Source organism: Sphingomonas ginkgonis, assembly GCF_003970925.1.
GTDB classification, from domain to species: Bacteria; Pseudomonadota; Alphaproteobacteria; order Sphingomonadales; family Sphingomonadaceae; genus Sphingomicrobium; species Sphingomicrobium ginkgonis.
Genome location: NZ_RWJF01000001.1, coordinates 723,516 through 748,741, shown reverse-complemented (window position 1 = coordinate 748,741; position 25,226 = coordinate 723,516). Strand labels below are relative to the sequence as shown.

General features: G+C 70.5%; 25 protein-coding genes. 11 read left to right on the top strand and 14 right to left on the bottom strand.

The window, feature by feature from the left end:
• Positions 1–663 precede the first annotated feature (663 nt).
• The 3 genes from HMF7854_RS03705 to HMF7854_RS03695 all read left to right on the top strand — a co-directional run bounded on the left by HMF7854_RS03705 (position 664) and on the right by HMF7854_RS03695 (position 3,824).
• Positions 664–1,578, top strand: a complete 915-nt coding sequence (locus HMF7854_RS03705; protein WP_126717869.1) for a glycosyltransferase family 2 protein — start codon at positions 664–666, stop codon at positions 1,576–1,578.
• Between the two features lie 277 nt (positions 1,579–1,855).
• A complete protein-coding gene (locus tag HMF7854_RS03700; protein ID WP_126717868.1) occupies positions 1,856–2,446 on the top strand; it encodes a glycine zipper domain-containing protein in 591 nt (196 codons plus the stop codon).
• A 19-nt stretch (positions 2,447–2,465) separates the two neighbouring features.
• The gene (locus HMF7854_RS03695; RefSeq protein WP_126717867.1) at positions 2,466–3,824 is read left to right on the top strand and encodes a L,D-transpeptidase family protein; all 1,359 of its coding nucleotides are present in this window, start codon (positions 2,466–2,468) and stop codon (positions 3,822–3,824) included.
• Positions 3,825–3,840: 16 nt separating this feature from the next.
• Here the strand turns inward: HMF7854_RS03695 and HMF7854_RS03690 are convergent, their stop codons facing one another.
• Together HMF7854_RS03690 and HMF7854_RS03685 are read right to left on the bottom strand one after the other, a co-directional pair.
• Positions 3,841–4,551, bottom strand: a complete 711-nt coding sequence (locus HMF7854_RS03690) for an energy transducer TonB (protein WP_126717866.1) — start codon at positions 4,549–4,551, stop codon at positions 3,841–3,843.
• 41 nt (positions 4,552–4,592) lie between these two features.
• Entirely contained in the window at positions 4,593–5,228 is a 636-nt protein-coding gene (locus HMF7854_RS03685; protein WP_185829141.1) for a type II secretion system protein GspD, read from the bottom strand.
• Positions 5,229–5,675: 447 nt separating this feature from the next.
• Here HMF7854_RS03685 and HMF7854_RS03680 point away from each other — a divergent pair, with 447 nt between their 5' ends.
• Positions 5,676–6,434 carry a Crp/Fnr family transcriptional regulator gene (locus HMF7854_RS03680; RefSeq protein ID WP_126717864.1) on the top strand — a complete coding sequence of 253 codons (759 nt, stop codon included), beginning with the start codon at positions 5,676–5,678 and terminating at the stop codon, positions 6,432–6,434.
• Positions 6,435–6,437: 3 nt separating this feature from the next.
• On the opposite strand, the gene pyrC is transcribed toward HMF7854_RS03680, so the two are convergent.
• Positions 6,438–7,475 (bottom strand): dihydroorotase, encoded by a 1,038-nt coding sequence (gene pyrC / locus HMF7854_RS03675; RefSeq protein WP_239016818.1) that lies wholly within the window; start codon positions 7,473–7,475, stop codon positions 6,438–6,440.
• Between the two features lie 22 nt (positions 7,476–7,497).
• Here pyrC and ygfZ point away from each other — a divergent pair, with 22 nt between their 5' ends.
• Positions 7,498–8,214 carry a CAF17-like 4Fe-4S cluster assembly/insertion protein YgfZ gene (ygfZ, locus tag HMF7854_RS03670; RefSeq protein ID WP_126717863.1) on the top strand — a complete coding sequence of 239 codons (717 nt, stop codon included), beginning with the start codon at positions 7,498–7,500 and terminating at the stop codon, positions 8,212–8,214.
• Here ygfZ and HMF7854_RS03665 read toward each other — a convergent pair.
• The 3 genes from HMF7854_RS03665 to HMF7854_RS03655 form a co-directional block, all read right to left on the bottom strand.
• Positions 8,177–8,434, bottom strand: a complete 258-nt coding sequence (locus tag HMF7854_RS03665) for a CBU_0592 family membrane protein (protein WP_126717862.1) — start codon at positions 8,432–8,434, stop codon at positions 8,177–8,179. The two genes, ygfZ and HMF7854_RS03665, sit on opposite strands and share 38 nt — an antisense overlap.
• Before the next feature lie 276 nt (positions 8,435–8,710).
• Positions 8,711–11,389, bottom strand: coding sequence for an aconitate hydratase AcnA (gene acnA, locus HMF7854_RS03660; RefSeq protein WP_126717861.1), 2,679 nt, complete (start codon positions 11,387–11,389; stop codon positions 8,711–8,713).
• Positions 11,390–11,488: 99 nt separating this feature from the next.
• Positions 11,489–12,472 carry a magnesium transporter CorA family protein gene (locus HMF7854_RS03655; RefSeq protein ID WP_126717860.1) on the bottom strand — a complete coding sequence of 328 codons (984 nt, stop codon included), beginning with the start codon at positions 12,470–12,472 and terminating at the stop codon, positions 11,489–11,491.
• A gap of 86 nt (positions 12,473–12,558) precedes the next feature.
• Here HMF7854_RS03655 and HMF7854_RS03650 point away from each other — a divergent pair, with 86 nt between their 5' ends.
• From HMF7854_RS03650 to HMF7854_RS03640, 3 genes are all read left to right on the top strand, one after another.
• Positions 12,559–13,137 (top strand): DUF2585 family protein, encoded by a 579-nt coding sequence (locus tag HMF7854_RS03650; protein ID WP_126717859.1) that lies wholly within the window; start codon positions 12,559–12,561, stop codon positions 13,135–13,137.
• Positions 13,138–13,169: 32 nt separating this feature from the next.
• Complete coding sequence (locus HMF7854_RS03645; protein ID WP_126717858.1) at positions 13,170–13,679, top strand: acyloxyacyl hydrolase; 510 nt, start codon at positions 13,170–13,172, stop codon at positions 13,677–13,679.
• A gap of 101 nt (positions 13,680–13,780) precedes the next feature.
• On the top strand, positions 13,781–14,143 hold the full coding sequence (locus HMF7854_RS03640) for a helix-turn-helix domain-containing protein (RefSeq protein WP_126717857.1): 363 nt from the start codon (positions 13,781–13,783) through the stop codon (positions 14,141–14,143).
• Between the two features lie 145 nt (positions 14,144–14,288).
• On the opposite strand, the gene HMF7854_RS03635 is transcribed toward HMF7854_RS03640, so the two are convergent.
• The 5 genes from HMF7854_RS03635 to HMF7854_RS03615 form a co-directional block, all read right to left on the bottom strand.
• Complete coding sequence (locus HMF7854_RS03635) at positions 14,289–14,786, bottom strand: SRPBCC family protein (RefSeq protein ID WP_126717856.1); 498 nt, start codon at positions 14,784–14,786, stop codon at positions 14,289–14,291.
• On the bottom strand, positions 14,767–15,126 hold the full coding sequence (locus HMF7854_RS03630; protein WP_126720044.1) for an ArsR/SmtB family transcription factor: 360 nt from the start codon (positions 15,124–15,126) through the stop codon (positions 14,767–14,769). The genes HMF7854_RS03635 and HMF7854_RS03630 overlap by 20 nt, the downstream gene beginning before the upstream one ends.
• Positions 15,127–15,258: 132 nt before the next feature.
• Positions 15,259–15,804: a DUF305 domain-containing protein gene (locus HMF7854_RS03625; RefSeq protein WP_126717855.1), complete on the bottom strand. Its 546-nt coding sequence runs from the start codon at positions 15,802–15,804 to the stop codon at positions 15,259–15,261.
• Positions 15,794–17,188: a class II fumarate hydratase gene (gene fumC, locus HMF7854_RS03620; protein WP_126717854.1), complete on the bottom strand. Its 1,395-nt coding sequence runs from the start codon at positions 17,186–17,188 to the stop codon at positions 15,794–15,796. Before fumC ends, HMF7854_RS03625 begins: the two co-directional genes overlap by 11 nt.
• A gap of 121 nt (positions 17,189–17,309) precedes the next feature.
• A complete protein-coding gene (locus tag HMF7854_RS03615) occupies positions 17,310–17,792 on the bottom strand; it encodes an SspB family protein (RefSeq protein ID WP_126717853.1) in 483 nt (160 codons plus the stop codon).
• Positions 17,793–17,845: 53 nt separating this feature from the next.
• Between HMF7854_RS03615 and HMF7854_RS03610 the strand changes: the two genes are divergently transcribed.
• Together HMF7854_RS03610 and HMF7854_RS03605 are read left to right on the top strand one after the other, a co-directional pair.
• Positions 17,846–18,223: an HIT domain-containing protein gene (locus HMF7854_RS03610; RefSeq protein WP_126717852.1), complete on the top strand. Its 378-nt coding sequence runs from the start codon at positions 17,846–17,848 to the stop codon at positions 18,221–18,223.
• Between the two features lie 71 nt (positions 18,224–18,294).
• The gene (locus HMF7854_RS03605; protein WP_126717851.1) at positions 18,295–19,887 is read left to right on the top strand and encodes an amino acid permease; all 1,593 of its coding nucleotides are present in this window, start codon (positions 18,295–18,297) and stop codon (positions 19,885–19,887) included.
• Between the two features lie 10 nt (positions 19,888–19,897).
• On the opposite strand, the gene HMF7854_RS03600 is transcribed toward HMF7854_RS03605, so the two are convergent.
• Together HMF7854_RS03600 and HMF7854_RS03595 are read right to left on the bottom strand one after the other, a co-directional pair.
• Positions 19,898–22,645, bottom strand: a complete 2,748-nt coding sequence (locus HMF7854_RS03600) for a PAS domain S-box protein (RefSeq protein ID WP_126717850.1) — start codon at positions 22,643–22,645, stop codon at positions 19,898–19,900.
• Between the two features lie 71 nt (positions 22,646–22,716).
• Complete coding sequence (locus tag HMF7854_RS03595) at positions 22,717–23,709, bottom strand: adenosine kinase (protein WP_126717849.1); 993 nt, start codon at positions 23,707–23,709, stop codon at positions 22,717–22,719.
• A gap of 110 nt (positions 23,710–23,819) precedes the next feature.
• Between HMF7854_RS03595 and HMF7854_RS03590 the strand changes: the two genes are divergently transcribed.
• Positions 23,820–24,167 carry a hypothetical protein gene (locus tag HMF7854_RS03590; RefSeq protein WP_126717848.1) on the top strand — a complete coding sequence of 116 codons (348 nt, stop codon included), beginning with the start codon at positions 23,820–23,822 and terminating at the stop codon, positions 24,165–24,167.
• Here the strand turns inward: HMF7854_RS03590 and queG are convergent.
• Entirely contained in the window at positions 24,164–25,201 is a 1,038-nt protein-coding gene (gene queG, locus HMF7854_RS03585) for a tRNA epoxyqueuosine(34) reductase QueG (protein ID WP_420822357.1), read from the bottom strand. The genes HMF7854_RS03590 and queG overlap by 4 nt on opposite strands.
• Positions 25,202–25,226: the final 25 nt, after the last annotated feature.

Below are 25,226 nucleotides of genomic sequence, written 5' to 3'. Positions count from 1 at the left end.
TCAGCGCGCCCGCTTCCGCAGCGCCTTGCAGCGCGACCCGCTGAAACCGGGACGCATATGGTGCGCCGGACCTTGCACTTATGACGCCGAAGGCCCTTAGGCCCGAACCGCTACGGTGGCCGCTACCTTTCGCCTTCCAGCGAACAGGATGAGGCGCTGCGCCGGAACCTCGAAAACGCGGTGCAGCACAGCCGCGAGTGCCAGCGAAATCGCCAGCGAGGGGATCGGCCGGTGCAGCGGGACGATCTTGGCGATGCGTTTGAGCCAGAAGTCGTGGCGTTAGGCGGGCGACCCGACCTTCTCGGCGTCCGTTCGGGCCAGGACGTAGCCGGACAGGACGAAGAAGGATACGCCCGCATAGCTGGCCCTGAACCCGAGTTATTGATGCGCCATCACCAGCATCGCCGCGAAAAACCGCAGCGATGTGAGAGGCAGGATGAGCCGTTTCGGTGGGGCACCACCATGTTCCTCGGCAAGCGGCACGCCAGCGGTCAGCCGGAGACCTCCCCTAGAGCTTTGTCTGATCGAGCCGTACAAGCGAGATCAACGCATTGATCGGCAGGGTCGTGGAAGGAACGACGCAGGTGCTTCCTCGAAGTGAGGAAAGCTAAGAAGCCATTCGCATCGGTCGAAGCCTTTCATGGACACCCGGGTTCACCGTTGATGACCACCGTCTCGATCCTGCTCCTCTGCTGGAACCACAGCGCCTATCTCGAGCAATGTATCGCCGCCCTCGCCGCGCAGGACCGGGACGGCGTCGAACTGCTGTTTCTCGATAATGGCTCGAGCGACGGCTCCGTGGACCAGGCGAAGGCGCTGTTCGACCGCCACGGCCTCACCGCCACCATCCTCTGCAATGCTGAGCCGAAGGGGATCGCGGCCAATCTGAACCTCCTGCTGGCGCGCTCCGCCGGCGCGCTGGTCGCGCCTCTGTCGACCGACGACTGGTACGAGCCGGGCTATGTCGCGGCGATGCGGCGGCAGGCGGCTGCCGACCCGCAGGCGGGCTGGTTCGCGTGCGACGGTTATCTGTTCTTCGAGGACAGCGGCGAGCGGGCACCGATCCGGTCGGACGACTTCCGCGGCGGCCGGGTGCTCGACGACCTGCTGGACGGGAAAAACCCGCACAATTTCGTCGGCTGCTGCTATCGCCGGGAGGCGCTCGAGGCGGTGGGCGGATGGGACGAACGTCTGCCGATCGAGGATCGCGACCTGTTCGTTCGGCTGGCCCAGCGTTACCCCGTCAGCATCGTCGAGCGTCGCCTGGTGAACTATCGCAGGTCGAGCCAGGCCGCTTCGGCGGATCCCGCCTTCATGGCCCGCGGCTGGGCGGCTTATTTCGCGAAGCACCGCGACCTGTTCGGGCCGCGGCTTGCCCGGCAGAGGGCCGCGGCGTTGCAGGGGGTGGCGGCGGTTGCGGTGGACCGGGGCGAACTGCTGCTCGCTGCCAGGCTGATCCGGGCCGCGCTGCTGGCCGCGCCGGCCTCCCTGCCAAGCTGGCGCACGGCGGCCTATCTGCTGCGGACGATGGTCTCGGCGCGCCGACGGTCCGGAGGCGCCGGCTCCGCTCCCCCTTGATCGGCTCGCGGCACGCATCCTGACCTCACCGCGTGGCCGTCGAACCCAGGCCTGAGCGAAGCCCGCAACCCGCGCCCGGCTTCAGCGCGGGTTCAGCCCGTTGGCGCGATGCATGACCGTGTTGAGAGACGGCGACCATCGGCCGGCAAGGTCCGACCGTTGCGCGGTCGGAACCGCTTACCGCCCGTCTCGTTACAGCGGCGTGCGTCGTCTCAAGTGAGAAGGTTCGGCCGGGGGGCACTCGGACGCCACTGAACCCTGACGGGAGAGAGACAACATGAAGAAATTTGCTGTGGCATTGCTCGGTGCCGGCGCGCTGTCGCTGGGTGCTTGCTCGACAACTGGGCAGAATGACACGCTCGCCGACGCGGCGACGGGTGCTGCGGTCGGCGCGGCCGGCGGCGCGGCGGTCGGCGCGGTCGTCCCGGGCGTCAGCACGATCGCCGGTGCGGCGGTCGGCGCGGCGATCGGCGGCATCGCCGGCGCGGTCTGGGCCGATCGCAACAACGACGGCCAGGTCGATGGCTACGTCCAGAACGGCCAATATTATGAAGGCCAGCCGTCCGGCTGGGATTCGACCGCGGGTCGGGTCGTCACCGGGGCCGGCATCGGCGCCGCCGCGGGCGCGGTCGCCGGCGCGGTGATCCCGGGCGTCAGCGTCCTCACCGGCGCGGTGGTCGGGGCGGCGATCGGCGGCATCGCCGGCGCGGTCTGGGCCGACCAGAACAACGACGGCCAGGTCGACGGCTACATTCAGAACGGCCAATATTATGCCGGCGCCCCCGCGGGCTATTCGGCCCCGCCGGCCGGCTATTCGGCGCCCCCGCCGCCCCCGCCGGCCCCGATGGGTCGTGGCGAGCGCGGCTGAGCCTCGCGCCGTGGCGAGTATGCGTAACCAGCGCGCCGGGCTTCGGCCCGCGCGCGCCCTCTTCCGGAGCGGCTTGCTGGCGGTGACGCTGGCGGCCGCCCCGGCGGTCGGGCACGCCGCCGAGCCCTTCAGCAGCGCCGCCTATCTCGCCGGCACCGCCGGCAGCAGCAGCGCCGCGCTCGGCAGCGACCAGACGGTCGCCGCCTTCTACAATGCGCGCGAGCGCCGCCCGCTGTGGCTGGCGCAGGGCCCCGGGGCCGCCGAGCAGCTGATCGCGCTGCTCGCCTCGTCGCGCCTCGACGGGCTCGATCCCGACAAGTTCAAGCCCGGCTCGCTCGAGCGGGCGGTCCGCTCCGCCGACAGCGGCAACCCGCGCGCCGTCGCCAAGGCCGACAGCCTGCTCAGCCAGGCCTTTGTCAACTATGTTCGCCAGCTGCGCGACACCAGCCAGTCGGGGATCGTGTACGGCGACCCGGCGGTGCGCCCGCTGCCCGCCACCCCCCGCGCGATCCTGGAAGAGGCCGCGCGCGCGCCCGACATCGCCGGCTATGTCCAGACGATGGGCTGGATGAACCCGCTCTACGGGCAGCTGCGCCAGACCGCGCTGCAGCAGAACGTCCTCGCCGACCGCGGCGCCGCCGACCTCGTCGCGCGCAACCTCCAGCGGGCCCGGGTCCTCCCGGTCGACCGCGGACAGAAATATGTGGTCGTCGATACCGCCGCCGCCCGGCTCTACATGTTCGAGGGCGGCCGCCCGGTGGACTCGATGAAGGTGGTGGTCGGCAAGCCGACCCAGCCCACTCCGCTGCTCGCCTCGGCGATCCGCAACGTGGTGCTCAACCCCTACTGGAACGTCCCCGACGACCTCACCGCCGAGCGCATCGCGCCTCGGGTGGTCGGCGAGGGGATGAAGTATTTCACCTCCAAGCGCTACCAGGTGCTGAGCGACTGGGGCGACAGCCCGCGGCTGCTCGACGCCAGGACGATCGACTGGGCCGCGGTCCGAGACGGCCGCGCGCAGGTCCGGGTGCGGCAGCTGCCGGGTCCGGACAATGCGATGGGCCGGATGAAGTTCACGCTTCCCAACGATCTCGGCATCTATCTCCACGACACCAACGATCCCGGCAAGTTCGACGAGGCCGCGCGCAATTTCTCGGGCGGCTGCGTCCGGCTTGAGGCGGCGCCGCGACTGGCCAGGTTCCTGTTCGGCAAGCGGCCCACGCCCAAGGGCCAGGCGCCCGAGCAGAAGGTCGAGCTGCCCGCGCCGATCCCGGTCTACATGACCTATCTGACCGCGACGGCGCAGGACGGGACGCTGGTGTTCCGCGACGACGTCTATCATCGCGACGGCGGCGCCGCGCGGCTCGCCAGCCGCTAGCGCCGCGCCGGCGGCGTCAATTGCGCTGCCAGGTCGCGACGTAGAAGACGCGCACCGGCATCGGCTTGCCGGCGCGGTCGCGGGCCGGGTTCCACACCATCCGCTGGGTAAGCAGCGTGCAGATCGTCGCGTCGACCTGCGGGTCGCCGCTGGTGTTGGCGACCTGGCAGGCGATCAGCCGTCCCTCCGTCCCGACCGTGAGCGCGACCCGCGCGCTGCCGTTGGGGGCGCCGCCGAAGCCGAGGCTGCGATAGTCGCGGCGGTTGAGCCCGCCGGTGATGAGCTGCGCCTCCGCCCCTAGTGCCAGCCCCTCGCCGGTGCCGCCGCCGCCCGCGCCCGTGCCGCTGCCGCCCGCGCCAGTTCCGCTCCCCGCCTCCGCCGCGCCCGACGTCGCCGCGGCGCCTTCACCGGCGATCGCCGGAGCGGCGCGGCGGCGGGGCAGCGCCACCACCGGGCGCGGCGCCACTTCTTCCGACGGCTCGGCGGCGGGCGCGGCGGCACCGGGGTTGCGCTCGGCCGGAGTGACGGCGCGGACCGCCGGCGGCGGAGGCGGCGGAACGTCGCTCAGCAGGTTGAAGGCGACCAGCCGGCGGTTGTCCGGCCGCGGCCGCTGGAACGCCAGCCCGGCGATCAGCGCGGCCATCAGCAGGATGTGCACGGCCAGCACCGCCAATCCCGCCGTCAGGCGCTCGTGCTTTTCCTGCAGGGTCGGCCGGCTTGCGTACATTCTCCCGCGATAACGCCCGGCGGGCCGTTCGGTTTGAATGATCAGAATCCCGGCGGAATCGGAGCCGAGACGGCCGCTGCCGTCGCCGAGCGGCGGATCACGTGCGGGGTGACGATGATGTAGAGCTCGGTCTTGGCGCGGGTGCTGCGGTCGGTGCGGAAGGCCTGTCCGACCAGCGGGATGTCGCCCAGCAACGGCACCTTGGTCTTGGTGTTGATGACGTCCTCCTGGGTCAGCCCGCCGATCACGAAGCTGTCGCCGTTGCGCACCGTCGCGCTGGTCTCGGCCTCGCGCTGGCTGATCGTCGGAAAGCCCTGGCTGTAGCCCGACACCGACGAGACGACGCAGAAGATATGGCTGGAGACGAACCCGTCGCTCGACACCCGCGGCGCGATCTGCAGGGTCACGCCGACGTTGACGTACTGGACCTGCTGACTGACCCCGTTGACCCCCGACAGGGTGATGGCGGTAAGGATCGGCAGCGCGTCGCCGGTGATGATCTTGGCGGTCGACCCGCTCTGCGCGCTGATCCGCGGCTTGGAGACGATCCGCCCGTTGCCCTTGCTGATCTGGGCGTAGATGGCGGCCTGCAGCTGCGCGCTCGACAGATGGCTGCCGCCGACCCAGCGCCGCCGGCACCCGCCGCGACAAGCGTCATCAGAGCGACCAGCGCCCAATCCCGTTTCGTCATTTGTGCGTTTCTCCCCAACCGCGTTCCCAGGCGGGAACGGGATGGGCGAATGCTGCCCCGCCGGACGGAAAACTCAACTTGGTAAACTCCAATTTTGCCCCGGAATTAAGCACCTTAAGCAAAGATAATCTTCACTCCGGAACCTTCCGCTTCCGGCCGGCAAGTGAACATGACAGACCGGTAAGATCCCGCATCGAAGCGCCGTGGGGAGCCCCCAGCGGTCGTCCGCGATGCATCCGGGTAGTCGCGCTCTCCCGCAGTTTCCGCTGCGAACGTTCACAAGCGTCGACTTCCGGACTGTCGTCCAGCCGACACAAAACCACCCGTAAGTCCTTCTAATCTAAGCTATTGCTCCCGGTCGGAACGATCGCGTAATGCCACTGGAAACCGGCTCGTCGAGAGCTGGAGGGCAAAGCGGTTCCGGGGCGGGCAAATGGATGTGATAACGGCGGGTCGGGAGCCCGACAGGTTCGACACGGCCTTTGCCGGAAACCGGCTCCTGGCGACGCTTCCCGAAGATATTCGCGACCAGCTCCAGCCCCACGCGACCTTCGTCCAGCTCGGCGTCGGGCAACCGGTCATGCGCGCCGGCGAACTCGTCACCCGCACTCTGTTCCCGTTCGATTCGGCGATGGTCTCGCTGATCGTCGACCTTGCCGGTGGCCGCTCGGTCGAGGTCGCCTCGATCGGCAAGGAAGGCGCGGTCGGCGGGATCGTCAGCTGCGGCTCGGCCCCCGCCTTCACCCGCGCCCATGTTCAGATCGCCGGCCCCGCGCTCGCCATCCCGCTCCCGGTCCTCGAGGCCGCCAAGCGCGCCTCGCCTTTCCTCGAGCATCTCTTCTGCCGCTTCTCCGACTATCTTCTCGCGCAGGTGATGCAGTCGGTCGCCTGCAACGCCTTCCACTCGATCGAGGAGCGCGCCGCGCGCTGGCTGCTGACCGCGCACGACCGCGCCGGCGACCGGCTCGCGCTGACCCAGGAGTCGCTCGCCAGCCTGCTCGGCGCGCAGCGCACCACGGTCAACGCGGTCGCCCGCGAGCTGCAGGAGAAGGGCCTCATCGCCTATCGCCGCGGCGCGATCGAGATCAGCGACCGGCCCGGCCTGCTCAACGCCGCCTGCGAATGCTATTCGGCGGTGGAGGATCATTTCGCCGCGGTGATCGGCGAGACCGGCGAGGGCGAGGACGCCTGACCCTCAGGCGGCGCGGAGCCGCCACCCCAGCCGCTCCCCGGCATGGAACGGGACCAGCGCCTGCCCCTCCGCCTCGATCAGCGGCAGCACCTCGGTCTCGCCCCGCTCGAGCGTCACCTGCGCCGCGTTGAGCGGCAGCCCGTAGAAGCGCGGCCCATGCTCGCTGGCGAACCCCTCGAGCCGGTCGAGCGCGCCCTCCGCCTCGAACACCGCGGCATAGCTTTCGAGCGCGTACGGCGCGTTGAAGATCCCCGCGCAGCCGCAGTCCTGCTCCTTGCGGCCGATGACGTGCGGCGCGCTGTCGGTGCCAAGGAAGAAGCGCGGGCTGCCCGATACCGCCGCCGCGCGCACCGCCAGCCGGTGCTCCTCGCGCTTGAGCACCGGCAGGCAGTAGGCATGGGGCCTCAAACCCCCGGCGAACAGCGCGTTGCGGTTGAGCTGGACGTGCTGCGGGGTGATCGTCGCCCCAACCCCCTCGCGCGCATCGCGCACGAACTCGGCCGCCTGCCGCGTGGTGATATGCTCGAGCACGACCTTGAGCGCGGGAAAGTCGCGGACCAGCGGCGCCAGCGTACGCTCGATGAACACCGCCTCGCGGTCGAACACGTCGACTTGCGCGTCGGTCACCTCGCCATGGACCAGCAGCGGCATGCCGATCGCCTGCATCCGCTCGAGCGCCGGCCACAGCTTGCGGATGTCGGTCACGCCATGCGCGCTGTTGGTGGTCGCGTTGGCCGGGTAGAGCTTGGCCGCGACCCACACCCCCTCGCCATGACCGCGGGCCAGCTCGTCGGGGTCGGCCTCGTCGGTCAGGTAGCAGGTCATCAGCGGGGTGAAGCCCGGCCCCGCGGCATCGATGATCCGCTCCCGGTAGGCGCTCGCCGCCGCGACCGTGGTCACCGGCGGCGACAGGTTGGGCATGACGATCGCGCGCTCGAACTGCCGCGCGGTGAAGGGCGCCACCGCGCGCAGCATGTCGCCGTCGCGCAGGTGGACGTGCCAGTCGTCGGGGCGGCGGATCGTCAGCGTTTGAATTGTCACCCCGCCTCCCTAGCTAAGCGCCATGCCCGCGACCACCCTCGCCGACCGCGCCGTCCTCCGCCTCTCGGGCGCCGGCGTCCGCGACTTCCTCCAGGGGCTGGTTACCAGCGACGTCGCCGGGCCGCTGCCGGTGTGGACCGCGCTCCTCTCCGCACAGGGCAAGTGCCTGTTCGATTTTCTCGTCTGGGCCGACGGCGACGACCTGCTGCTCGACTGCGAGGCGGCGGCGGCCGACGATCTCACCCGCCGCTTCACGCTCTATCGCCTGCGCCGGCCGATCGTCGTTGCCCGTGAGCCGGCGCTCGCGGTCCACTGGTCGAACGATGGCGACGAGGGCGTCCCTGATCCGCGCCTGCCGGCGCTCGGCCGGCGCTGGCTCGCTCCTCCCGGCGACCCCGCCGTCGGCTGGCGCGAGCATCGCCTCCGCCTCGGCGTCTGCGAGGGCCGCGCCGAGTGCGCCGACCTCCTCTGGCTGGAATGCAACGCGGCCGAGCTGCACGGCGTCAGCTTCACCAAGGGCTGCTACGTCGGGCAGGAGAATACCGCCCGGATGAACTGGCGGCAGAAGGTCAACCGGCGGCTGGTCGTCGTCGAGGGTGCCGGAGGCGAGCGCACCCGCGTCGCCTACCCCGAGCTCGGCCTCGCGGTGGTCCACGCCAGGGTCGAAATGCTCCCTGCCAGCGCGATCCTCCCCGCCTGGCTCAGCGCGGCGCTCGCCGCCCCCTCGAGCGAAGCCTGACCAGCGCGACGATCCCGATCCCCGCCCAGACCACGTTGAGCACCGCCGAGGGCACCGCGCCGTGCCAGCCCGAGTTGAGCACGAACCCCGCCGCGCCGGCGACGTTCAGCCACTGGTAGGCCGCGCTGTCGCCCGACAGCCGGCCGGCGGTCAGCAGCGCATAGGCGGCCAGGATCAACCCCGCCGCCGCCCAGCCGATCAGGTCGATTCCCAGCGCCATTGCCGCCATCCCCACAAGCACCCCGCCGTCATCCCCGCGAAAGCGGGGATCCAGCTTCCCGTCCCGCCACCCGAAGGCAGCGGGACCCCCGCCTTCGCGGGGGTGACGAAAGTAGGGCCGGTAACCCGTTCCCGTCGGCCCCGAACCCCCGCGCGTCGTCCCTCCGCCAACCTCTTGCCGTCATCCCCGCGAAAGCGGGGATCCAGCTTCGTCCCACCACCGAAAGGCAGGACCCCCGCTTCCGCGGGGGTGACGGCCAGGAAGGAAGCCCGGACCCTAAGCCGCCAGCTTGCGCAGCACGTAGGGCAGGATCCCGCCGGCGTGGAAATATTCCAGCTCGTTGTAGGTATCGATCCGGCACCGCGCGGTGAAACTCTTCTCCTCGCCCGCCGCGGTCCGCACCGACACCGTCACGTCCTGCCGCGGCTTGATCCCCGCCACCCCCGTGATGGTGAAGCTCTCCGCGCCGGTAAGCCCGAGGCTCTGCGCCGTCTCGCCGTCCTTGAACTGGAGCGGGAGCACGCCCATCCCGACGAGGTTGGAGCGGTGGATCCGCTCGAAGCTCTCGGCGATCACCGCCCGGACGCCCAGCAGCACCGTGCCCTTGGCCGCCCAGTCGCGCGACGAGCCGGTCCCATATTCCTTGCCGGCGAGCACGACGAGCGGGGTGCCGTCCGCCTTGTACTTCATCGCCGCGTCGTAGATCGGCATCACCTCGCCGGTCGGCGCATAGCGGGTCATCCCGCCCTCGACCCCGTCGAGCATGCGGTTGCGGATGCGGATGTTGGCGAAGGTGCCGCGCATCATCACGTCATGGTTGCCGCGGCGCGCGCCATAGCTGTTGAACTCAGCCCGGCTGACCTGATGCTCGAGCAGATATTCGCCCGCCGGGCTGTCCGCCTTGATCGAGCCGGCGGGCGAGATGTGGTCGGTGGTGATCGAGTCCCCGAATACCGCCAGCGCACGCGCCTGCTCGATGTCCTCGATCGGCCGTGCGGTCATGCTCATCCCCTCGAAATAGGGGGGATTGGCGATGTAGGTCGACCCGGCCGGCCACTTGTAGGTGTCGCCCCCGGTGACGTTGATCGCGCGCCACTTGTCGTCGCCGTGGAAAACGTCGGCGTAGCGCGAGCGGAACAGGTCGGAATGGACATGCGCGTCGATCAGCGCGCGCACCTCGTCGTTCGACGGCCAGATGTCCTTGAGGAACACCGGCTCCCCGTCCGAGCCATGGCCGACCGGCGAGTTCACCATGTCGCTGGTGACGGTACCCTTCAGCGCATAGGCGACCACCAGCGGCGGCGAGGCGAGATAGTTGGCGCGGCAGTCGGGCGACACCCGCCCTTCGAAGTTGCGGTTGCCCGACAGGACGCTGACCGCGACCAGGTCGTTCTCGTTGATCGCCGCGCTGATCGGCTCGGCGAGCGGCCCCGAATTGCCGATGCAGGTGGTGCAGCCATAGCCGACGAGGTTGAACCCGATCGCGTTCAGGTCCTCGCTCAGTCCGCTCTTGTCGAGATATTCGGTGACCACCTGGCTGCCCGGGGCGAGGCTGGTCTTGACCCACGGCTTGCGGGTCAGCCCCTTCTCGCGCGCCTTGCGGGCGACCAGCCCGGCGGCGATCAGCACCGACGGGTTGGAGGTGTTGGTGCAACTGGTGATGGCGGCGATCACCACGTCGCCGTTGCCGAGCTGATATTCCTCGCCCTCGACGGCCACGCGCGGCTGGCCGACCTTCTTGTAGGTCGCCTCGAGGTCGCCGTTGAACAGCTCGTCGACCTCGCTCAGCAGGACCCGGTCCTGCGGCCGCTTGGGCCCGGCGAGCGAGGGCTGGACGCTCGCCATGTCGAGCTCGAGCGTGTCGGTGAACAGCGGCTGGGGGGTCGAGGCGTCGCGCCACATGCCCTGCGCCTGCGCATAGGCGCGGACCAGCGCGATCCGCTCGTCGTCGCGGCCCGACAGCTTGAGATAGTCGATCGTCCGCTCGTCGACCGGGAAGAAGCCGCAGGTCGCGCCATATTCGGGCGCCATGTTGGCGATCGTCGCGCGGTCGGCGAGGGTCAGCGCGTCGAGCCCCGGCCCGTAGAATTCGACGAAGCGGCCGACGACGCCCTTGGCGCGCAGCATCTGGGTGACGGTCAGCACCAGGTCGGTCGCGGTGATCCCCTCGCGCAGCGCGCCGTCGAGCCGGAAGCCGACCACCTCGGGGATGAGCATCGAGACCGGCTGGCCGAGCATCGCCGCCTCCGCCTCGATCCCGCCGACGCCCCAGCCAAGCACGCCCAGGCCGTTGACCATCGTCGTGTGGCTGTCGGTCCCGACCAGCGTGTCGGGATAGGCGATCGTCTCGCCCGACTGGTCCTCGCTGGTCCACACCGTCTGCGCGATATGCTCGAGGTTGACCTGGTGGCAGATGCCGGTGCCCGGCGGGACCACCTTGAAATTGTCGAAGCTCTGGCTGCCCCACTTGAGGAACTGGTAGCGCTCGGCGTTGCGGGCATATTCGAGCGCGACATTGTCGGCGAACGCCTTGGGGGTTCCGAACTCGTCGACCATGACGCTATGGTCGATGACGAGGTGGACCGGGACCAGCGGGTTGATCTTCTGCGCGTCGCCGCCGAGCTTGGCCATCGCGTCGCGCATCGCGGCGAGGTCGACCACCGCGGGAACGCCGGTGAAGTCCTGCATCAGCACGCGCGCCGGGCGGTACTGGATCTCGCGGCTGATCTTCCGCTCCTTCTGCCAGTCGGCCATCGCCTGGAGATCGTCGCGGGTGACGGTGGCGCCGTCCTCGAAGCGGAGGAGGTTCTCCAGCAGCACCTTCATCGAGAAGGGCAGGCGCGACACGTCGCCGAGCGCGGCGGCGGCCTTCTCGAGCGAATAATAGGCATAGGACTTGCCGTTAACGTCGAGGGTCGAGCGGGTCTTGAGGCTGTCCTGGCCGGTCGGGATCATCGGGCGCGTCCTGCTTTGTCCTGAGGGGGTTGCGGGCGCCCTTAGCAAGTGGTTCGGCGCGCCGCAAAGGCCCCCGGCCATAAGTCGGAGGCCGGCCGCTCAGATCCAGCCGCGGCGGCGGAAATAGAAATAGGGGCCGATCCCGCTCAGCAGCATCAGCCCGAGCGCCCAGGGATAGCCGTAGAGCCACTTGAGCTCGGGGATGTGCTCGAAGTTCATCCCGTAGATGCCGGCGATCAGCGTCGGCGGGAGGAACACCACCGCGGCCCAGCTGAACAGCTTCATCGCCGCGTTCTGCTCGATCCCGATCAGCCCCAGCGCGGCGTCGAGCAGGAAGGTGATGTTGCCCGACAGGAAGGTCGAATGGTCGACAAGGCTGGAGACGTCGGCGGCGAGGCTGCGGACATGGTCGAGCGCGCCCTCCTCCCCCTTCTCGTGGAGTCGCGCGCTGGCGCCGAGGAAGGACAGCAGCCGGGCGGTGCTGACCGCCGTCTCGCGGATCCGCGCCAGCAGCGACTGGGCCCGCCCGACCCGCAGGATCAGCACCTGCAGCTTGTCGGTCGGGATGCGCCGGCTGGTCGCCACGTCGGAGCGGAAGATGCGGTCGGAAATGGTCTCATATTCGCCGCCGACATTCTCGATCTCGTCGGCCAGCCGCTCGATGATCACGTCGAGCAGGTTGGTCAGCGTGCCGAGCGCGGTCCGGGCCAGCTCGGGCTCGCGGAAGACATGGTCGGAAAAGCTGCGGATCGGCTTGGGGGTGGCGTAGCGGACCGTCACCAGCCGGTCCCTGGTCAGGACGAAGGTGATCGGCTCGGCGGTCGGATGCCCCTCGTCGACCCCGAACAGGGTGGAGAGGGTGAGGTAAAGCGCGCCCTTCTTCTCGTAGAGACGGCTCGACGGCTCGATCTCGGCCATCTCGTCGCGGGTCGGCACCTCGACCCCGACGCAGCGCTCGACCAGCTGCTCCTCCTCGCGGGTCGGCTCCTCGAGGTCGATCCAGGTCGCATGGTCGGGGATATGCACCCCCTGTTCGGCCTTGATGACGCCGCCGTCGCAGCCGGGTCCATAGGAGCGAAGCATCGCCGCTTGTCCCTTCCCGCAACCGGCTTGGCAAGGGCCGTCGCAGTCCGCTAGCGAGGCGTCCGGGGCGTCAGGGGGAGTAAGGCATGGCAAAGGGTGGCTCGGGCAGGATCAGTCTCGCCCTCACCCCGTTCAGCGTCGCGATCGTCGCGCTGACCGCGGCGGTCCTCTACCTGATGAACCGGCCGCCGATCTGCACCTGCGGGCGGATCGACCTGTGGGTCGGCAGCGCCAGCTCGCCGCGGACCAGCCAGATGCTCGCCGACTGGTACAGCCTCAGCCACATCGTCCACGGCTTCCTCTTCTACGGCGCGCTGTGGCTGCTGCTCCGCCGCTGGAGCCCCGAGCATCGCTTCGCGCTCGCCGTCTCGGTCGAGAGCTTCTGGGAGCTGGTCGAGAACAGCCCGCTCGTCATCCACCGCTACCGCTCGGTCACCGCGGCGATCGGCTATACCGGCGACAGCATCGTCAACAGCGTCTCCGACATCGTGATGATGGCGGTCGGCTTCTTCCTCGCCCGCCGCCTCCCGCTGTGGGCGAGCATCGCCGCGGTGGTCGCGCTCGAACTCGTCCCGCTTTACGAGATCCGCGACAACCTCAGCCTGAACATCCTCATGCTGCTCCACCCCTCGGCGGCGATCCGGGCCTGGCAAGCCGGCGGTTGACGCCCCCGCCCCTTTTTCGCAAACCGTTGAGGATGATGCGGAAAATTCTTCTCATCGGCCTCGCCGGGTTCGCCGCGGCGCCTGCCCAGGCCGGCGAGCTGTTCGGCGGGCTCTACAAGCATGCGGTCGACACGCCGCTCTCGCTCGGCGGCGGGCTCGAGCATGGGGTCGACCTGCAGCTCGGCCTCCGCGGCCGTCCGGTCCTGTGGAAGCTCCAGCCCTACGCCTTCGGCGCGCTCAACAGCAACGGCGACACCGACTATGCCGCTGCCGGCCTCTCGGCCAGGTTCGGCCGCCGCATCTTCGTCCGCCCGGGGCTCGGCCTCGCCATCCACAACGGCTCGGCCGGCCGCTACTACCGCTCCGACCGGATCGCCTTCGGCAGCCGGATCCTGTTCGAGCCCGAGCTCGGCATCGGCACCGACCTCGGCGACCGCGTCAGCCTCGAGGCGAGCTGGGTCCACCTGAGCCACGCCCAGCTGTTCAGCCGCGAGAACCCCGGCATCGACAACATCGGCGCACGGCTGACCTTCCGGTTGTAGCGCACAGAGCGCCCTTGAAACGGCAGCCCTGTTTCCACCATTGTTTAAACACAAACTTTAGTTTAAACCTTCCCTTCAACGTTGCGCGGGAAGGAAGGACCATGAACAGGGCAGAGCGGGTCGGCGCCCGCATCAAGCGGTTCCGCGAGCTGGCGGGTCTCAGCAAGTCGGAGCTGGCGCGGCGGGTCGGGGTCAGCCCGACCGCGGTCAACAACTGGGAAGACCAGGGCGTGATGCCGCGGATGGAGGTCGTCCTCCGCCTCGAGAAGGTGCTCGAGGTCGACTGGATGCAGCTGATGAGCGCGCGCAGCGACGACAATGTCTCGGCCCCTTTCGCGGCTGACGCTCCCGCGCCCGGCCAACCCGAACCCAGCCGCCGCGAACGGCTCGACCGCTATCGCCGCGAAATCGCCGACCTCTTCGACGTCGCCCCCGAGCAGGTCGACATCGTCATCCGCCATTAGGCGGCCGGACCGCCTGCCTTCCCTCTCCCCGGCGGGGAGAGGGAGGAGCCCGCCGCTCAGCGGTGGGAGGGTGAGGGGGTTCGCGGCTGCGCGCGAGCGCCGCCGCTCCCCTGATCCCTCCCTCCGGACCGGCTCCGCCCCGGGTTCAGCCCGCGATCGTCGGCAGCAGCTCGGCCAGCTGGTCCAGCTGCGTCGGCAGGCCGGCGGCCGACCCCTTCATCGCTTCCTCGAGCCCTTCGCTGGTCGGATAGATTTCGTGGAAGGTCAGCAGCGTTTGGCCGCCCCGGTCCTCGAAGGTGACGGTGGTGACCGCGCCGTCTTCCTCCTCCTCGTTGGTCCAGACGATCCGCTCGTCGGGCGCCACCGACAGATATTTGCCGTGGAACGCCATGCTGTCCTCGCCCATGGCGAACACCAGCCGGTATCCGCCGCCGGTGCGAACATCGAGCTCGCAGGCCAGCAGCTGGAGCCCGATGCCCTGCGGCACCCACCAGCGGCGGAACAGCTCGGGGTCGCTCCACGCCCGGAACACGAGCCTCGGCGGGGCGTCGAACAGGCGGGTGACGACCAGCTCGCGGTCGGACGTGCGCTCGACCTCGGTGCGGTTCGGCGCGAACGGGTGGCTAGTCGCTTGCTGGTCCATCGTCTTCCTCCTGCTTGAGTTCGAGAATGATCCGGTCGAGCGCGTCGAACCGCGCCTCGAACAGCCGGCGGTGCGCCGCGATCCAGTCCGCTTCCGCCGCGAGCGCGCCACGCTCCAGCCGGCAGGTCCGCACGCGCCCGACCTTCTCGGTGACGACGAGGCCCGCCCGCTCGAGCACGGCGATATGCTTCTTCATGCCCGTCAGGGTCATCTGGAACCGGTCGGCGAGGCTGCTGATCGAGGCGTCGGCGCGGCCGAGCTGCTCGATCACCCCGCGCCGGGTCGCGTCCGCCAGCGCGGCGAAGGAGAGATCGAGCGAGGGCAGCGCATACTGAACCATGTGGTTCACTATTATCAGCTCGGCGGGCCGGACGCAACGCGCCAAGCACCCCTTCACCGACCGTCATGCTGAACCTGGTTCAGCACCCATCGTGAAGCGCTACCCGCCGCGAGAAGACAGGGCGCCGGCTCCCTACTGCAGCAGTCCCCAGTGCCGCCGCTCCACCGCCGCCGCGTTCGCCGCGACCGCGCGCAGCGTCGGGCTGGTCCCCCGCGCCGCGAAGGCCGCATGCAGCGCATGGCTGTTCTGGTGCACCCGCCGCATCAGCCGAAGGTAGGCCGCCTCGGTCGGAGCGGCGGCGAACTCGTCGAGCCAGCGCTGGTGGTTGGGAAGCAGCCCCGCGCCCGGCAGCAGGTCGAGCCGCCGCCCGGCGAACGACAGCTGTGCCGCTAGCCCGCGATGATCCCGCGCTAGGTCCAGCGCGGCGAGGTTGTGCGCCAGGTTGGCGGCGGGCGCCGGCAGCAGCTCGGACGCCCGGATCACCAGCAGGTTGTAGGACGCGGCCCGCGCGACATAGGCGGCGGGCGTGGCGACCGGCGCTTCTTCCGCGGCGGCGCCACGCGGGCCCGACCGCAGCGATGTCGCGGCCGCTCCCGGCCCAACCGGGCGCTCGGCGGCGCAGCCGGCGACCAGCGCCAGTCCCGCGCCAAGCGCCGCCAGCCGGGTCCTACCGCCCAAGCATCGCCTCGGGCTTGACCACCCGGTCGAAGGTCGCCTCGTCGACCAGCCCCAGCTCGAGCCCCGCCTCCTTCAGCGTCAGCCCCTTCTTGTGGGCGTGCTTGGCGATGTTGGCGGCATTGTCGTAGCCGATCTCCGGCGCCAGCGCGGTGACCAGCATCAGCGAGCGATTCATCAGCTCGCTGATCCGCTTCTCGTCGGGCTCGGTGCCGTCGAGCATCCGTGTCGTGAAGCTCTCCATCCCGACGCTCAGCAGGTTGATCGAGCGCACCACGTTGGCACCGATCAGCGGCTTGAACACGTTCAGCTCCATGTGACCCTGGAGCCCACCGATAGTGACCGCGACCTGGTTGCCCATTACCTGCGCGGCGACCATCGTCAGCATCTCGGCCTGGGTCGGGTTGACCTTGCCCGGCATGATCGAGCTGCCCGGCTCGTTCTCCGGCAGCTTGAGTTCGCCCAGCCCGCAGCGCGGCCCCGAGCCCAGCAGCCGCACGTCGTTGGCGATCTTGGACAGCGAAACCGCGATCGTGTTCAGCACCCCGTGGAGCTCGACCAGCGTGTCGTGCGCGGCGAGCTCGGCGAACTTGTTGGGGGCCGAGGTGAAGGGCAGCCGGGTCAGCTTGGCGACCTCGGCGGCGAAGGCTTCGGCGAACCCATTGGGCGCGTTCAGCCCGGTGCCGACCGCGGTCCCGCCCTGCGCCAGCCGCATCACCCGCGGCAGCACGCTCTCGACCCGCGCGATGTCGTCTTCGATCATCGCCGCATAGCCGGAGAATTCCTGGCCCAGCGTCAGCGGGGTCGCGTCCTGCAGGTGGGTCCGCCCGATCTTGACGATATGGTCCCAGCGCCTGGCCTGGTCGGCGAGCCGGGCGTGGATCGTCCGCAGCGCGGGCAGCAGCTTCTCGCTGACCGCGCGCCCGGCGGCGATGTGCATCGCGGTCGGGAAGCTGTCGTTGGACGACTGGCCCTTGTTGACATGGTCGTTGGGGTGGACCGGCGACTTGCCGCCGCGCTTGCCGCCCATCCGCTCGTTGGCGCGGCCGGCGATCACCTCGTTGGCGTTCATGTTGGACTGGGTGCCCGAGCCGGTCTGCCAGATGACCAGCGGGAACTGGCTGTCGAGGTCGCCGCGCGCGACTTCCTCCGCGGCTTGCTGGATCGCCTCGGCGATCTCCGGGTCGAGCCCGCCGATCCGGGCGTTCACCCGCGCCGCGGCCTGCTTCACGAAGCCCAGCGCATGGACGATCTCGGCCGGCATCTGCTCGCGCGGCCCGAACGGGAAATTCTCGATCGACCGCTCGGTCTGGGCGCCCCAGTAGCAGTCGGCGGGAACCTCGATCGGTCCGAAGCTGTCGGTCTCGGTGCGGGTCTGGGTGGGCATGCTGATCCTCTTTTCCGTCATGCTGAACCGGGTTCAGCACCCATGGGTCGAGGTCGCGCCTAGCGGGGAAAGGGGCCCCGAAACAAGTTCAGGGTGACGCGATGCCGGGCCGGACGGCGGCTTATTTCTTGCGCGTGAAGTCCACGCTGACGACGTTGGAGCCGTCCTCGACCGGGGGGATCGCCGGCCCGTCGTTCTCCGGCTCGTCATGTTCCTCGTGGCCGTCGGGCGCGCCGTTGGCCTGGAACTTGAGGCTGAAGTCGACCGCCGGGTCGACGAAGTCGGTCACCGCCGCGAACGGTACGCGGAGAGTCGCCGGCACCCCGCCGAACGACAGGCCGACCGAGAAATGGTCGTCCGCCACCTTGAGGTCCCAGAAGCGGTGCTGGATGACGATCGTCATCTCGTCCGGGAACCGCTCCTGCAGGTGCTTGGGGATCGACACCCCCGGCAGCTTGGTCTTGAAGGTGATGTAGAAATGGTGGCCGCCCGGCAGGGTCCCGGTCTGCTCCACCTCGTGCAGCACCCGGCCGACGACCGCGCGCAGCGCCTCCTGCACGATCTCGTCGTAGGGAATCAGGCTCTCGGGCGTCTCGTCGCTCATCGCGGTCCGTGGTAGCGCGGCGGAATCGAGGGTCAAGCAGGGACGAAGCGCAAATGCCGGTCGATCACACCAAAGCCTATGACGACACCAACATCCTCGCCCGCGTGCTGCGCGGCGAGCTGCCGTCCAAGCCGGTGCTGGAGACCGAGCACAGCCTCGCCATCCACGACATCAACCCGCAGGCGCCGATCCACGTGCTGGTCATGCCCAAGGGCGCCTACGTCAGCTGGGACGATTTCTCCGCGCGCGCCTCGGACGCCGAGATCGCCGACTTCACCCGCGCGATCGGCGAGGCGGCGCGGCAGGTCGGGGCGAGCGCGCAGGGCTACCGGGTGCTCGCCAACACCGGCAAGCGTGCGCACCAGGAAATCCCCCACCTCCACGTCCATATCTTCGGCGGCCAGCCGCTCGGGCCCATGCTCGCGCGCTAACGAAGCTTGTTTCCTCCCCATTCCCCGCTAGGCTCCGCGCCCACGAGAGAGAGTTTACCAAGGGGAATTTCATGGCGACTGCCGCACCACGCGGAGGATTGCTCGGACGGGTCAAGCCGCTCGACGCCATTCTGGCCACGGCCGAAAAGAAATCGCTTCACCGGACGCTGGGCGCCTTCCAGCTGACCATGCTCGGGATCGGCGCCGTCATCGGCACCGGGATCTTCGTGCTCACCTCCGAGGCCGCGCAGAAGGCCGGCCCGGCGATGATGATCAGCTTTGTGATCGCCGGCTTCGTCTGCGCCGTCGCCGCGCTCTGCTATTCCGAGCTGGCCTCGATGGTCCCGGTCTCGGGCTCCGCCTACACCTACACCTACGCCGTGATGGGCGAGGTGCTGGCGTGGATGGTCGGCTGGGCGCTGATCCTCGAATATGCCGTCGGCGCCTCCGCGGTGGCGGTCGGCTGGTCGGGCTATTTCGTCGGCCTCCTCAAGAGCTGGGGGGTGATCGTCCCCGAGGCGCTTGCGGTTGGGCCGTCCGGCGGCGGGCTCATCAACCTCCCCGCGGTGGTCATCTCGCTGCTGATCACCGGCCTGCTCATCCTCGGCACCAAGGAGAGCGCGCGCTTCACCTCGGCGCTGGTGCTGGTCAAGGTGGTCGCGCTGACCGCCTTCATCATCCTCACCCTGCCGGTGCTCAACGGGTCGCACTTCACCCCCTTCATCCCCAACGGCTGGGGGACCTACGGCGTGGTCGGCGCCGCCGCTTCGATCTTCTTCGCCTATGTCGGGTTCGACGCCGTCTCGACCGCGGCGGAGGAGACGGTCAACCCGCAGCGCAACGTCCCGATCGGGCTGATCGGCTCGCTGCTCTTCTGCACCGTCTTCTACCTGCTGGTCGCGGCGGGCGCGATCGGCGCGCTCGGCGCCGACCCGGTCCGCAACGCCGCCGGCGCGGTGCTCGCCCCGGGCTCGGCCGAGCTCACCCAGCAGTGCCAGTCGATCGTCGCCTCCGGCGCGACCGAGCCGCTGGTCTGCAGCCGCGAGGCGCTGGCCCACGTCCTCCGCTCGATCGGCTACCAGCGGCTCGGCGACCTGATGGGCGTCGCCGCCTTCATCGCGCTGCCCTCGGTGGTGCTGATGATGATGTTCGGCCAGACCCGCATCTTCTTCGTCATGGCGCGCGACGGCCTGCTCCCCGAGCGGCTCGCCGCGGTCCATCCCAAGTACAAGACCCCGCACGTGGTGACTGCCTTCACCGGCATCGTCGTCACGCTCGCGGCGGCCTTCCTGCCGGTCGGCCAGCTCGCCGACTATTCCAACTCGGGCACGCTGTTCGCCTTCGCCATGGTGGCGCTGGCGGTGTTCGTGCTGCGCCGGCAGGACCCGTCGCGGCACCGCCCGTTCCGCACCCCGGCGGTGGCGATCATCTCGCCGCTGGCGATCATCGGCTGCATCGGCCTCTACCTCAACCTGCCGTTCATCGCGAAGATGGTGCTGGTGGTGTGGGGCGCCGCCGGCCTGCTCGTCTACTTCGGCTATTCGCGCAGCCGCAGCCATGTCGGGCGCGGGATCCTCGACGTCCCCGAGGCGGACAGCGACGCGCCGCCGCAGCCGGTCCCGCCGATGCCGGGCGCGCCGACTCCGGGCTATCGCGACGCCTGACGTCTAGGGCTCAGACCGCGACGTTCGACGGGGAGGCTTCGGCCTCCCCGTTTTCGTTCGGGGCTTGCGCCGCCAGCGTCAGTGCGACCGCCCGGACCACCGCGCGCGGCTCCTCCGCCCCGACCAGCAGCGGCACGATCCCCGCCGAGCGGAGCCGCGCCGCCAGCGCCGGGCACGGGCTCGCCCCGGCCCGCGGCGCCAGCACGGCCGCGCCGGGCACGCGCGCCGCGATCGCCGCGCTCGCCTCCTCCGCCGCTCCGAACGGGCCGAGCACCGCCGCCCCGGCATCCGCCAGCGCATGGGCGAGATCGCTGGCGAGCAGCCGGTCGTCCGCCACCACCAGCACCGGCGTCCCCGCGAGGTCCGGCTCGCCGCTCGTGTCGAGCGAGCCCCCGCTGACCGCCGGCGGGTTGGGCGCACCGGTCTCGAGCAGGCTGGGGCGGGCGGTCAGCGGAAAGCTGATGACCGCCTCGGCGCCATGCTCGCCGATCGTCAGCCGCCCCTCGCCGCCCAGTTCATAGAGCACGCGCCGCTCGATCAGCTCGGTCCCGAACCCGCGCCGCGCCGGCGGAGTCCAGTCCGCCAGCGCGGGCCGCGTCTCGTTCCAGCGCAGCCGGAACCGCGGCCCCGCCGCGTCCTCCTCGACCGTCCACGCGACCCGCAGCCGGCCTTCCGGCACCGCCAGCGCGCCATGCTTGAGCGCGTTGGTGGCGAGCTCGTGGACCGCCAGCGCGAGCACCTCGCCAGATTTCGGCGGGACCGTGAGGTCGGGCCCGTCGAGCCGGTACTGGTCGGGCGAATGGGCCTGCGCGGCGACCTCCTCCTCGACCAGCGCGCGCACCGCCACCCCGCTCCCGGGGGAGCGGGTCAGCAGCGTCTGGGTCCGCGACAGCGCCATCAGCCGCCCGGCGATCAGCTCGGCATAATGGTCGACGCTGCGTGCCGACTCGGCGGTCCGGGCGGTCAGCGAGGCGACCATCGCGAGGATGTTGCGGACGCGGTGCTGAAGCTCGGCGAGCAGGATCGACTGGTGCTGGGCGAGCTGCCGGGCGTCGGTCACGTCGGTGGCGATCCCGCCGATCCGCTCGACCCGTCCCTTCGCGTCGAACAGCGGGAAGTCGGCATGGCTGATCCAGCGGAACGCCCCGTCGGCGCGGCGGACCCGGAAGTCGTAGACCACCGGCTGGCCGCGGCGGACCTGCTCGAGCCGCTCGAGCGCCGGCGCGCGGTCCTCCGGCACCACCAGCGCCGCCCAGCGCCGGACGTCGCCCATCACTTCGTGGCAGGGGCGGCGATAGACCTGCTCGAAGGCAGGGCTGACATATTCCATCTCGAGACTGGCGGCATCGCGAATCCACAGCACGTTGGACGAGGCCTCGCCGAACTGGCGGAACCGCTCCTCGCTGGCTCGCAGCGCCTGCTCGGCGCGGGTCCGCTCGGTGACGTCGCGGCCGATCGCCTGCCACAGCCCCTCGGAGGTGAAGCTGCTGCTGATCTCCAGCGGGATCCAGCTCCCGTCCGAGCGCAGCACGTCGAACGTCTCGGTGACCTGCTGCCCGTCGGCCAGCTCGCCGAGCAGCGAGAAGAGCCGCGGCCGCTGCTCGGGGCGGACGAGGTCGCAGGCGAACCGCTGGCGATGCTCCTCGGGCGAGTAACCGAGCAGCCGCAGCGCCGCCGGGTTGACCTCGAGGAAGCGGCCGCTCTGCTCGGCCACCCAGATCGCGTCGCTGGCATGCTCGAACAGCCGCTCGTAGCGACCCATGCTCTCGCGCAGCGCTGCCTCGGCGCGGATCTGCCCGATCGCTCCCCAGGTCCGCTCGGCGACCTGCTCGATCAGCAGCACCTCGGCCGGGGTCCAGTCGCGCGGCCGGTCGTCGATCGCGCATAGGGTCGCGACCAGCCGGCCGCCCTTGACCAGCGGCACCCCGACGTGCGCGCGCGCCTCGAACGCCCGGTAGGCGTCGCGCTGCTCGGGATCGAGCGCCGGTTCGGCCAGCGTGTCGTCGACCACGTCGACCCGGCCCGCGGACAGCTGCTCGGACAGGCGCCGGCCGAACAGCCGGAGCGGGATCCGCCGCCCGACCGGCGAGCCGTTGGCGTGGTAGCCGCGCTCGATCACCACCTCGCTGCGCTCGATCCGGCCATAGTTGACCCGCGCCACCCGCAGCTTCTGCCCGAGCAGCCGTGCCGCCGTCTCCTCGATCTCCGCTGCGCTCCGCAGCGGGCGCAGCGCGTCGCTCAGCGCGAGCAGAAAGGCGGTGCGGTCCTCGCTCTCGCGCAGCGCCTGCTCGGCGCGCAGCTTGGTCCCGACCTCGAACCCCAGCATGTGCGCGGCGATCACCCGCCCCGAGCCGTCGCGGATCGGGGTCAGGTAAGCGTCGAACACCTCCTCGACGCCGCGCCGAGCGGTGTCGAGGCTCTGCGCCGGCAGGTGCACGCTCTCGCCCGCGAACACCCGGTCGTAAGCGGGCGCGACCCGCGCATATTCCGGACCGAACGTCGCGCCGATCGGCTGTCCGAGCGCGTCCGGGTGGAAGGCGCCGTAGAGCGCGGCGGCCGCGTCGTTGTAGAGGAGGACCCGCTCCGCCCCGACCACCACCGAGGCGATCGGCAGCGAGGCGAGCATCAGGTCGACGACGGCGCGCAGTTCGGGCGCCCAGCCCGGGACGGCTCCCAGCGGACCCGACGCCCAGTCGAACCGGGCGATCCGCTCCGCCATCCCGCCGCCGGCCGGCCACGAAGGGTCACGCGCCCCCATGCCGGGAGCATGACAGCTTTGCCGGGCAAGGTCACGGCCTTTGCGGCGCCGCGACCGTCCGCCCGCCGGGCCTAGAGTAGGCCCGCGGCGAGCGTCTTGAGGTCGGCCTCGGGCCGCGCGCCATAGTGCTGGATCACCTCGGCCGCGGCGATCGCGCCGAGCTTCAAGGACTGCTCGAGGTCCAGCCCGCGCGCCTCGCCGAGCAGGAAGCCGGCGGCGAACAGGTCGCCCGCCCCGGTCGTGTCGACCAGCTTCTCGATGGGTTCGGCGGCGACGCTCGCCTTCTCCTCCCCACGCACCGCGACCGCGCCCTTCTCGGAGCGGGTGACGACCAGCAGCGGGACCCGAGCGCCGACCGCCGCCAGCGCCATGTCGAAGTCGCCGACCCCGGCCAGCTCGCCGATCTCGGCCTCGTTGGCGAACAGGATGTCGAGCTTGCCCTCGTTGACCAGCGCCAGGAAGTCGTCGCGGTGGCGGCTGATGCAGAAGCTGTCGGACAGGGTGAAGGCGACCTTGGTTCCCGCCGCCCGCGCCGCCTCGATCGCCTCCTTCATCGCCGCCCGCGGCGCCTCTGGATCCCACAAATAGCCCTCGAGGTAGAGGATCTTGGCGCCCGCGATCTCGGCCGCGTCGATGCTCGACCGCTCGAGCTTCTGCGCCGCGCCGAGGAAGGTGTTCATCGTCCGGTGCGCGTCGGGGGTGACCAGGATCAGGCAGCGCGCGCTGGCCCCGACGTCGCCGCGCGCCGGCGTGTCGAAGCGGACCCCGGCGGCGCGGATGTCGTGGCGGTAGATGTCGCCCAGCGCGTCGTCGGCGACCTGGCCGATGAACCCCGCCGCCCCGCCGAGCGCGGCGATCCCCGCCGCGGTGTTGCCGGCCGAGCCGCCGCTCACCTCGCGCCCCGGGCCCATCAGCCCGTAGAGCCGCACCGCCTCCTCCTCGTCGATCAGCCGCATCGAGGATTTCTCCAGCCCCTGCGCAGTGATGAACTCGTCGCTGGAGTCGCTGATCACGTCGACGATGGCGTTGCCGATGCAGAGAACGTCGAGCGGTCGGTCGGTCATGGGATTTCCTGGCTGAACGGGGGGATTGCCGCGCCGGTTAGCCGCCCGCGCGTTGGCCTTCAACCACCGTCGGGGGTGACGTCGCGGCTGGCCGCGCTACACTAAGGACCATGCGTCTCCGCCGTCTCGCCCCCGCCGCCGCCCTGCTCGCCGCCGCCTGCGCCTCGACCCCGGCGCCCGCGCCCGAGGTCGCCGCGCCGATCCCCGCTCCCCAGCCGAGCGGCCAGCTGGTCGGCCTCTCGCTGCAGCAGATCACCGCCCGCTTCGGCGCCCCCGCCTTCCAGGTCCGCGAGGGGCCGGGGCTCAAGCTGCAATGGGCCGGCGCCGCCTGCGTGCTCGACGCCTATCTCTACGCCCCGGCGAGCGGCGGGAGCGAGCAGGTCACCCATGTCGATGCCCGCCGCCCCGACGGCCGCGACACCGACCAGGCCGGCTGCGCGACCAGCCTCGCCCGCTAGAGCCGGTCCAGCGCCCACGCCGCAGCCTCGGCGATCACCGGGTCGTCGCTCGCCGCGTGCCGCTCGACCGCCGGGCGGAGCGCCGGATCGCCGCTGTTGCCCGCCGCGATCAGACAGTTGCGGATCATCCGCGCGACCCCGATCCGCTTGATCGGCGAGCCCGCGAACAGCTCGCGGAAGGCGGCGTCGTCGAGGTCGAGCAGGTCGGCCAGCCGCGGTGCGACCAGCTCGGCGCGCGGCAGAAAGGCGCGGTTCGCCCCCGCCGCCTCGGCGAAGCGGTTCCACGGGCACACCGCCAGGCAGTCGTCGCAGCCGTAGATCCGGTTGCCCAGCGCCGCCCGGTGCTCGGCCGGGATCGGCCCTTCATGCTCGATGGTGAGGTAGGAGATGCAGCGCCGTGCATCGAGCCGCCCCGGCCCGTCGAACGCGTTGGTCGGGCATGCCTCGAGGCAGCGGGTGCAGCTCCCGCAATTGACCCGCGCCGGCGCGTCCGGCTCCAGCTCGAGGCTGGTGAAGATCACGCCGAGGAACAGCCAGTTGCCATGCTCGCGGCTCAGGAGGTTGGTATGCTTGCCCTGCCAGCCGATCCCCGCCGCGGCGCTCAGCGGCTTCTCCATCACCGGCGCGGTGTCGACGAACACCTTCAGTTCGCTCGGCACTTCGGCAACGATGAAACGGGCGAGCGCCTTCAGCGCCTTCTTGACCGTCTTGTGATAGTCGGCGCCCTGCGCATAGGCGCTGATCCGCCCGACCCCGCGCTCGCCGGCCAGCCGCAGCGGGTCCTCCGCCGGCGTATAGCTCATCCCCAGCGCGATCACGCTCCGCGCCTCCGGCCACAGCGCCTGCGGGTGCGCGCGCTGCTCGCTGCGCTCCGCCATCCAGCGCATCGTCCCGTGGCGCCCGGCCGCCAGCCACTCGCGCAGCCGCTCGCCCGCTTCCGGCACCGCGTCGGCGCGCGCGAAGCCGCATTCGGCGAAGCCGAGCCGCCCGGCTTCCGCCCTTATCCTTTCCTTCAGACTTGCGCAGGCACTCACGCCGTCTCACTACTCGCTGACGGGC

Bases quoted from the DNA above. Each gene is read 5' to 3' on its own strand.
- HMF7854_RS03705 (WP_126717869.1), top strand. From the start codon at position 664: ATGACCACCGTCTCGATCCTGCTCCTCTGCTGGAACCACAGCGCCTAT.
- HMF7854_RS03700 (WP_126717868.1), top strand. From the start codon at position 1,856: ATGAAGAAATTTGCTGTGGCATTGCTCGGTGCCGGCGCGCTGTCGCTG.
- HMF7854_RS03695 (WP_126717867.1), top strand. From the start codon at position 2,466: ATGCGTAACCAGCGCGCCGGGCTTCGGCCCGCGCGCGCCCTCTTCCGG.
- HMF7854_RS03690 (WP_126717866.1), bottom strand. From the start codon at position 4,551: ATGTACGCAAGCCGGCCGACCCTGCAGGAAAAGCACGAGCGCCTGACG.
- HMF7854_RS03680 (WP_126717864.1), top strand. From the start codon at position 5,676: ATGGATGTGATAACGGCGGGTCGGGAGCCCGACAGGTTCGACACGGCC.
- ygfZ (WP_126717863.1), top strand. From the start codon at position 7,498: ATGCCCGCGACCACCCTCGCCGACCGCGCCGTCCTCCGCCTCTCGGGC.
- HMF7854_RS03665 (WP_126717862.1), bottom strand. From the start codon at position 8,434: ATGGCGCTGGGAATCGACCTGATCGGCTGGGCGGCGGCGGGGTTGATC.
- acnA (WP_126717861.1), bottom strand. From the start codon at position 11,389: ATGATCCCGACCGGCCAGGACAGCCTCAAGACCCGCTCGACCCTCGAC.
- HMF7854_RS03655 (WP_126717860.1), bottom strand. From the start codon at position 12,472: ATGCTTCGCTCCTATGGACCCGGCTGCGACGGCGGCGTCATCAAGGCC.
- HMF7854_RS03650 (WP_126717859.1), top strand. From the start codon at position 12,559: ATGGCAAAGGGTGGCTCGGGCAGGATCAGTCTCGCCCTCACCCCGTTC.
- HMF7854_RS03645 (WP_126717858.1), top strand. From the start codon at position 13,170: ATGATGCGGAAAATTCTTCTCATCGGCCTCGCCGGGTTCGCCGCGGCG.
- HMF7854_RS03640 (WP_126717857.1), top strand. From the start codon at position 13,781: ATGAACAGGGCAGAGCGGGTCGGCGCCCGCATCAAGCGGTTCCGCGAG.
- HMF7854_RS03635 (WP_126717856.1), bottom strand. From the start codon at position 14,786: ATGGACCAGCAAGCGACTAGCCACCCGTTCGCGCCGAACCGCACCGAG.
- HMF7854_RS03630 (WP_126720044.1), bottom strand. From the start codon at position 15,126: ATGGTTCAGTATGCGCTGCCCTCGCTCGATCTCTCCTTCGCCGCGCTG.
- fumC (WP_126717854.1), bottom strand. From the start codon at position 17,188: ATGCCCACCCAGACCCGCACCGAGACCGACAGCTTCGGACCGATCGAG.
- HMF7854_RS03615 (WP_126717853.1), bottom strand. From the start codon at position 17,792: ATGAGCGACGAGACGCCCGAGAGCCTGATTCCCTACGACGAGATCGTG.
- HMF7854_RS03610 (WP_126717852.1), top strand. From the start codon at position 17,846: ATGCCGGTCGATCACACCAAAGCCTATGACGACACCAACATCCTCGCC.
- HMF7854_RS03605 (WP_126717851.1), top strand. From the start codon at position 18,295: ATGGCGACTGCCGCACCACGCGGAGGATTGCTCGGACGGGTCAAGCCG.
- HMF7854_RS03600 (WP_126717850.1), bottom strand. From the start codon at position 22,645: ATGGGGGCGCGTGACCCTTCGTGGCCGGCCGGCGGCGGGATGGCGGAG.
- HMF7854_RS03595 (WP_126717849.1), bottom strand. From the start codon at position 23,709: ATGACCGACCGACCGCTCGACGTTCTCTGCATCGGCAACGCCATCGTC.
- HMF7854_RS03590 (WP_126717848.1), top strand. From the start codon at position 23,820: ATGCGTCTCCGCCGTCTCGCCCCCGCCGCCGCCCTGCTCGCCGCCGCC.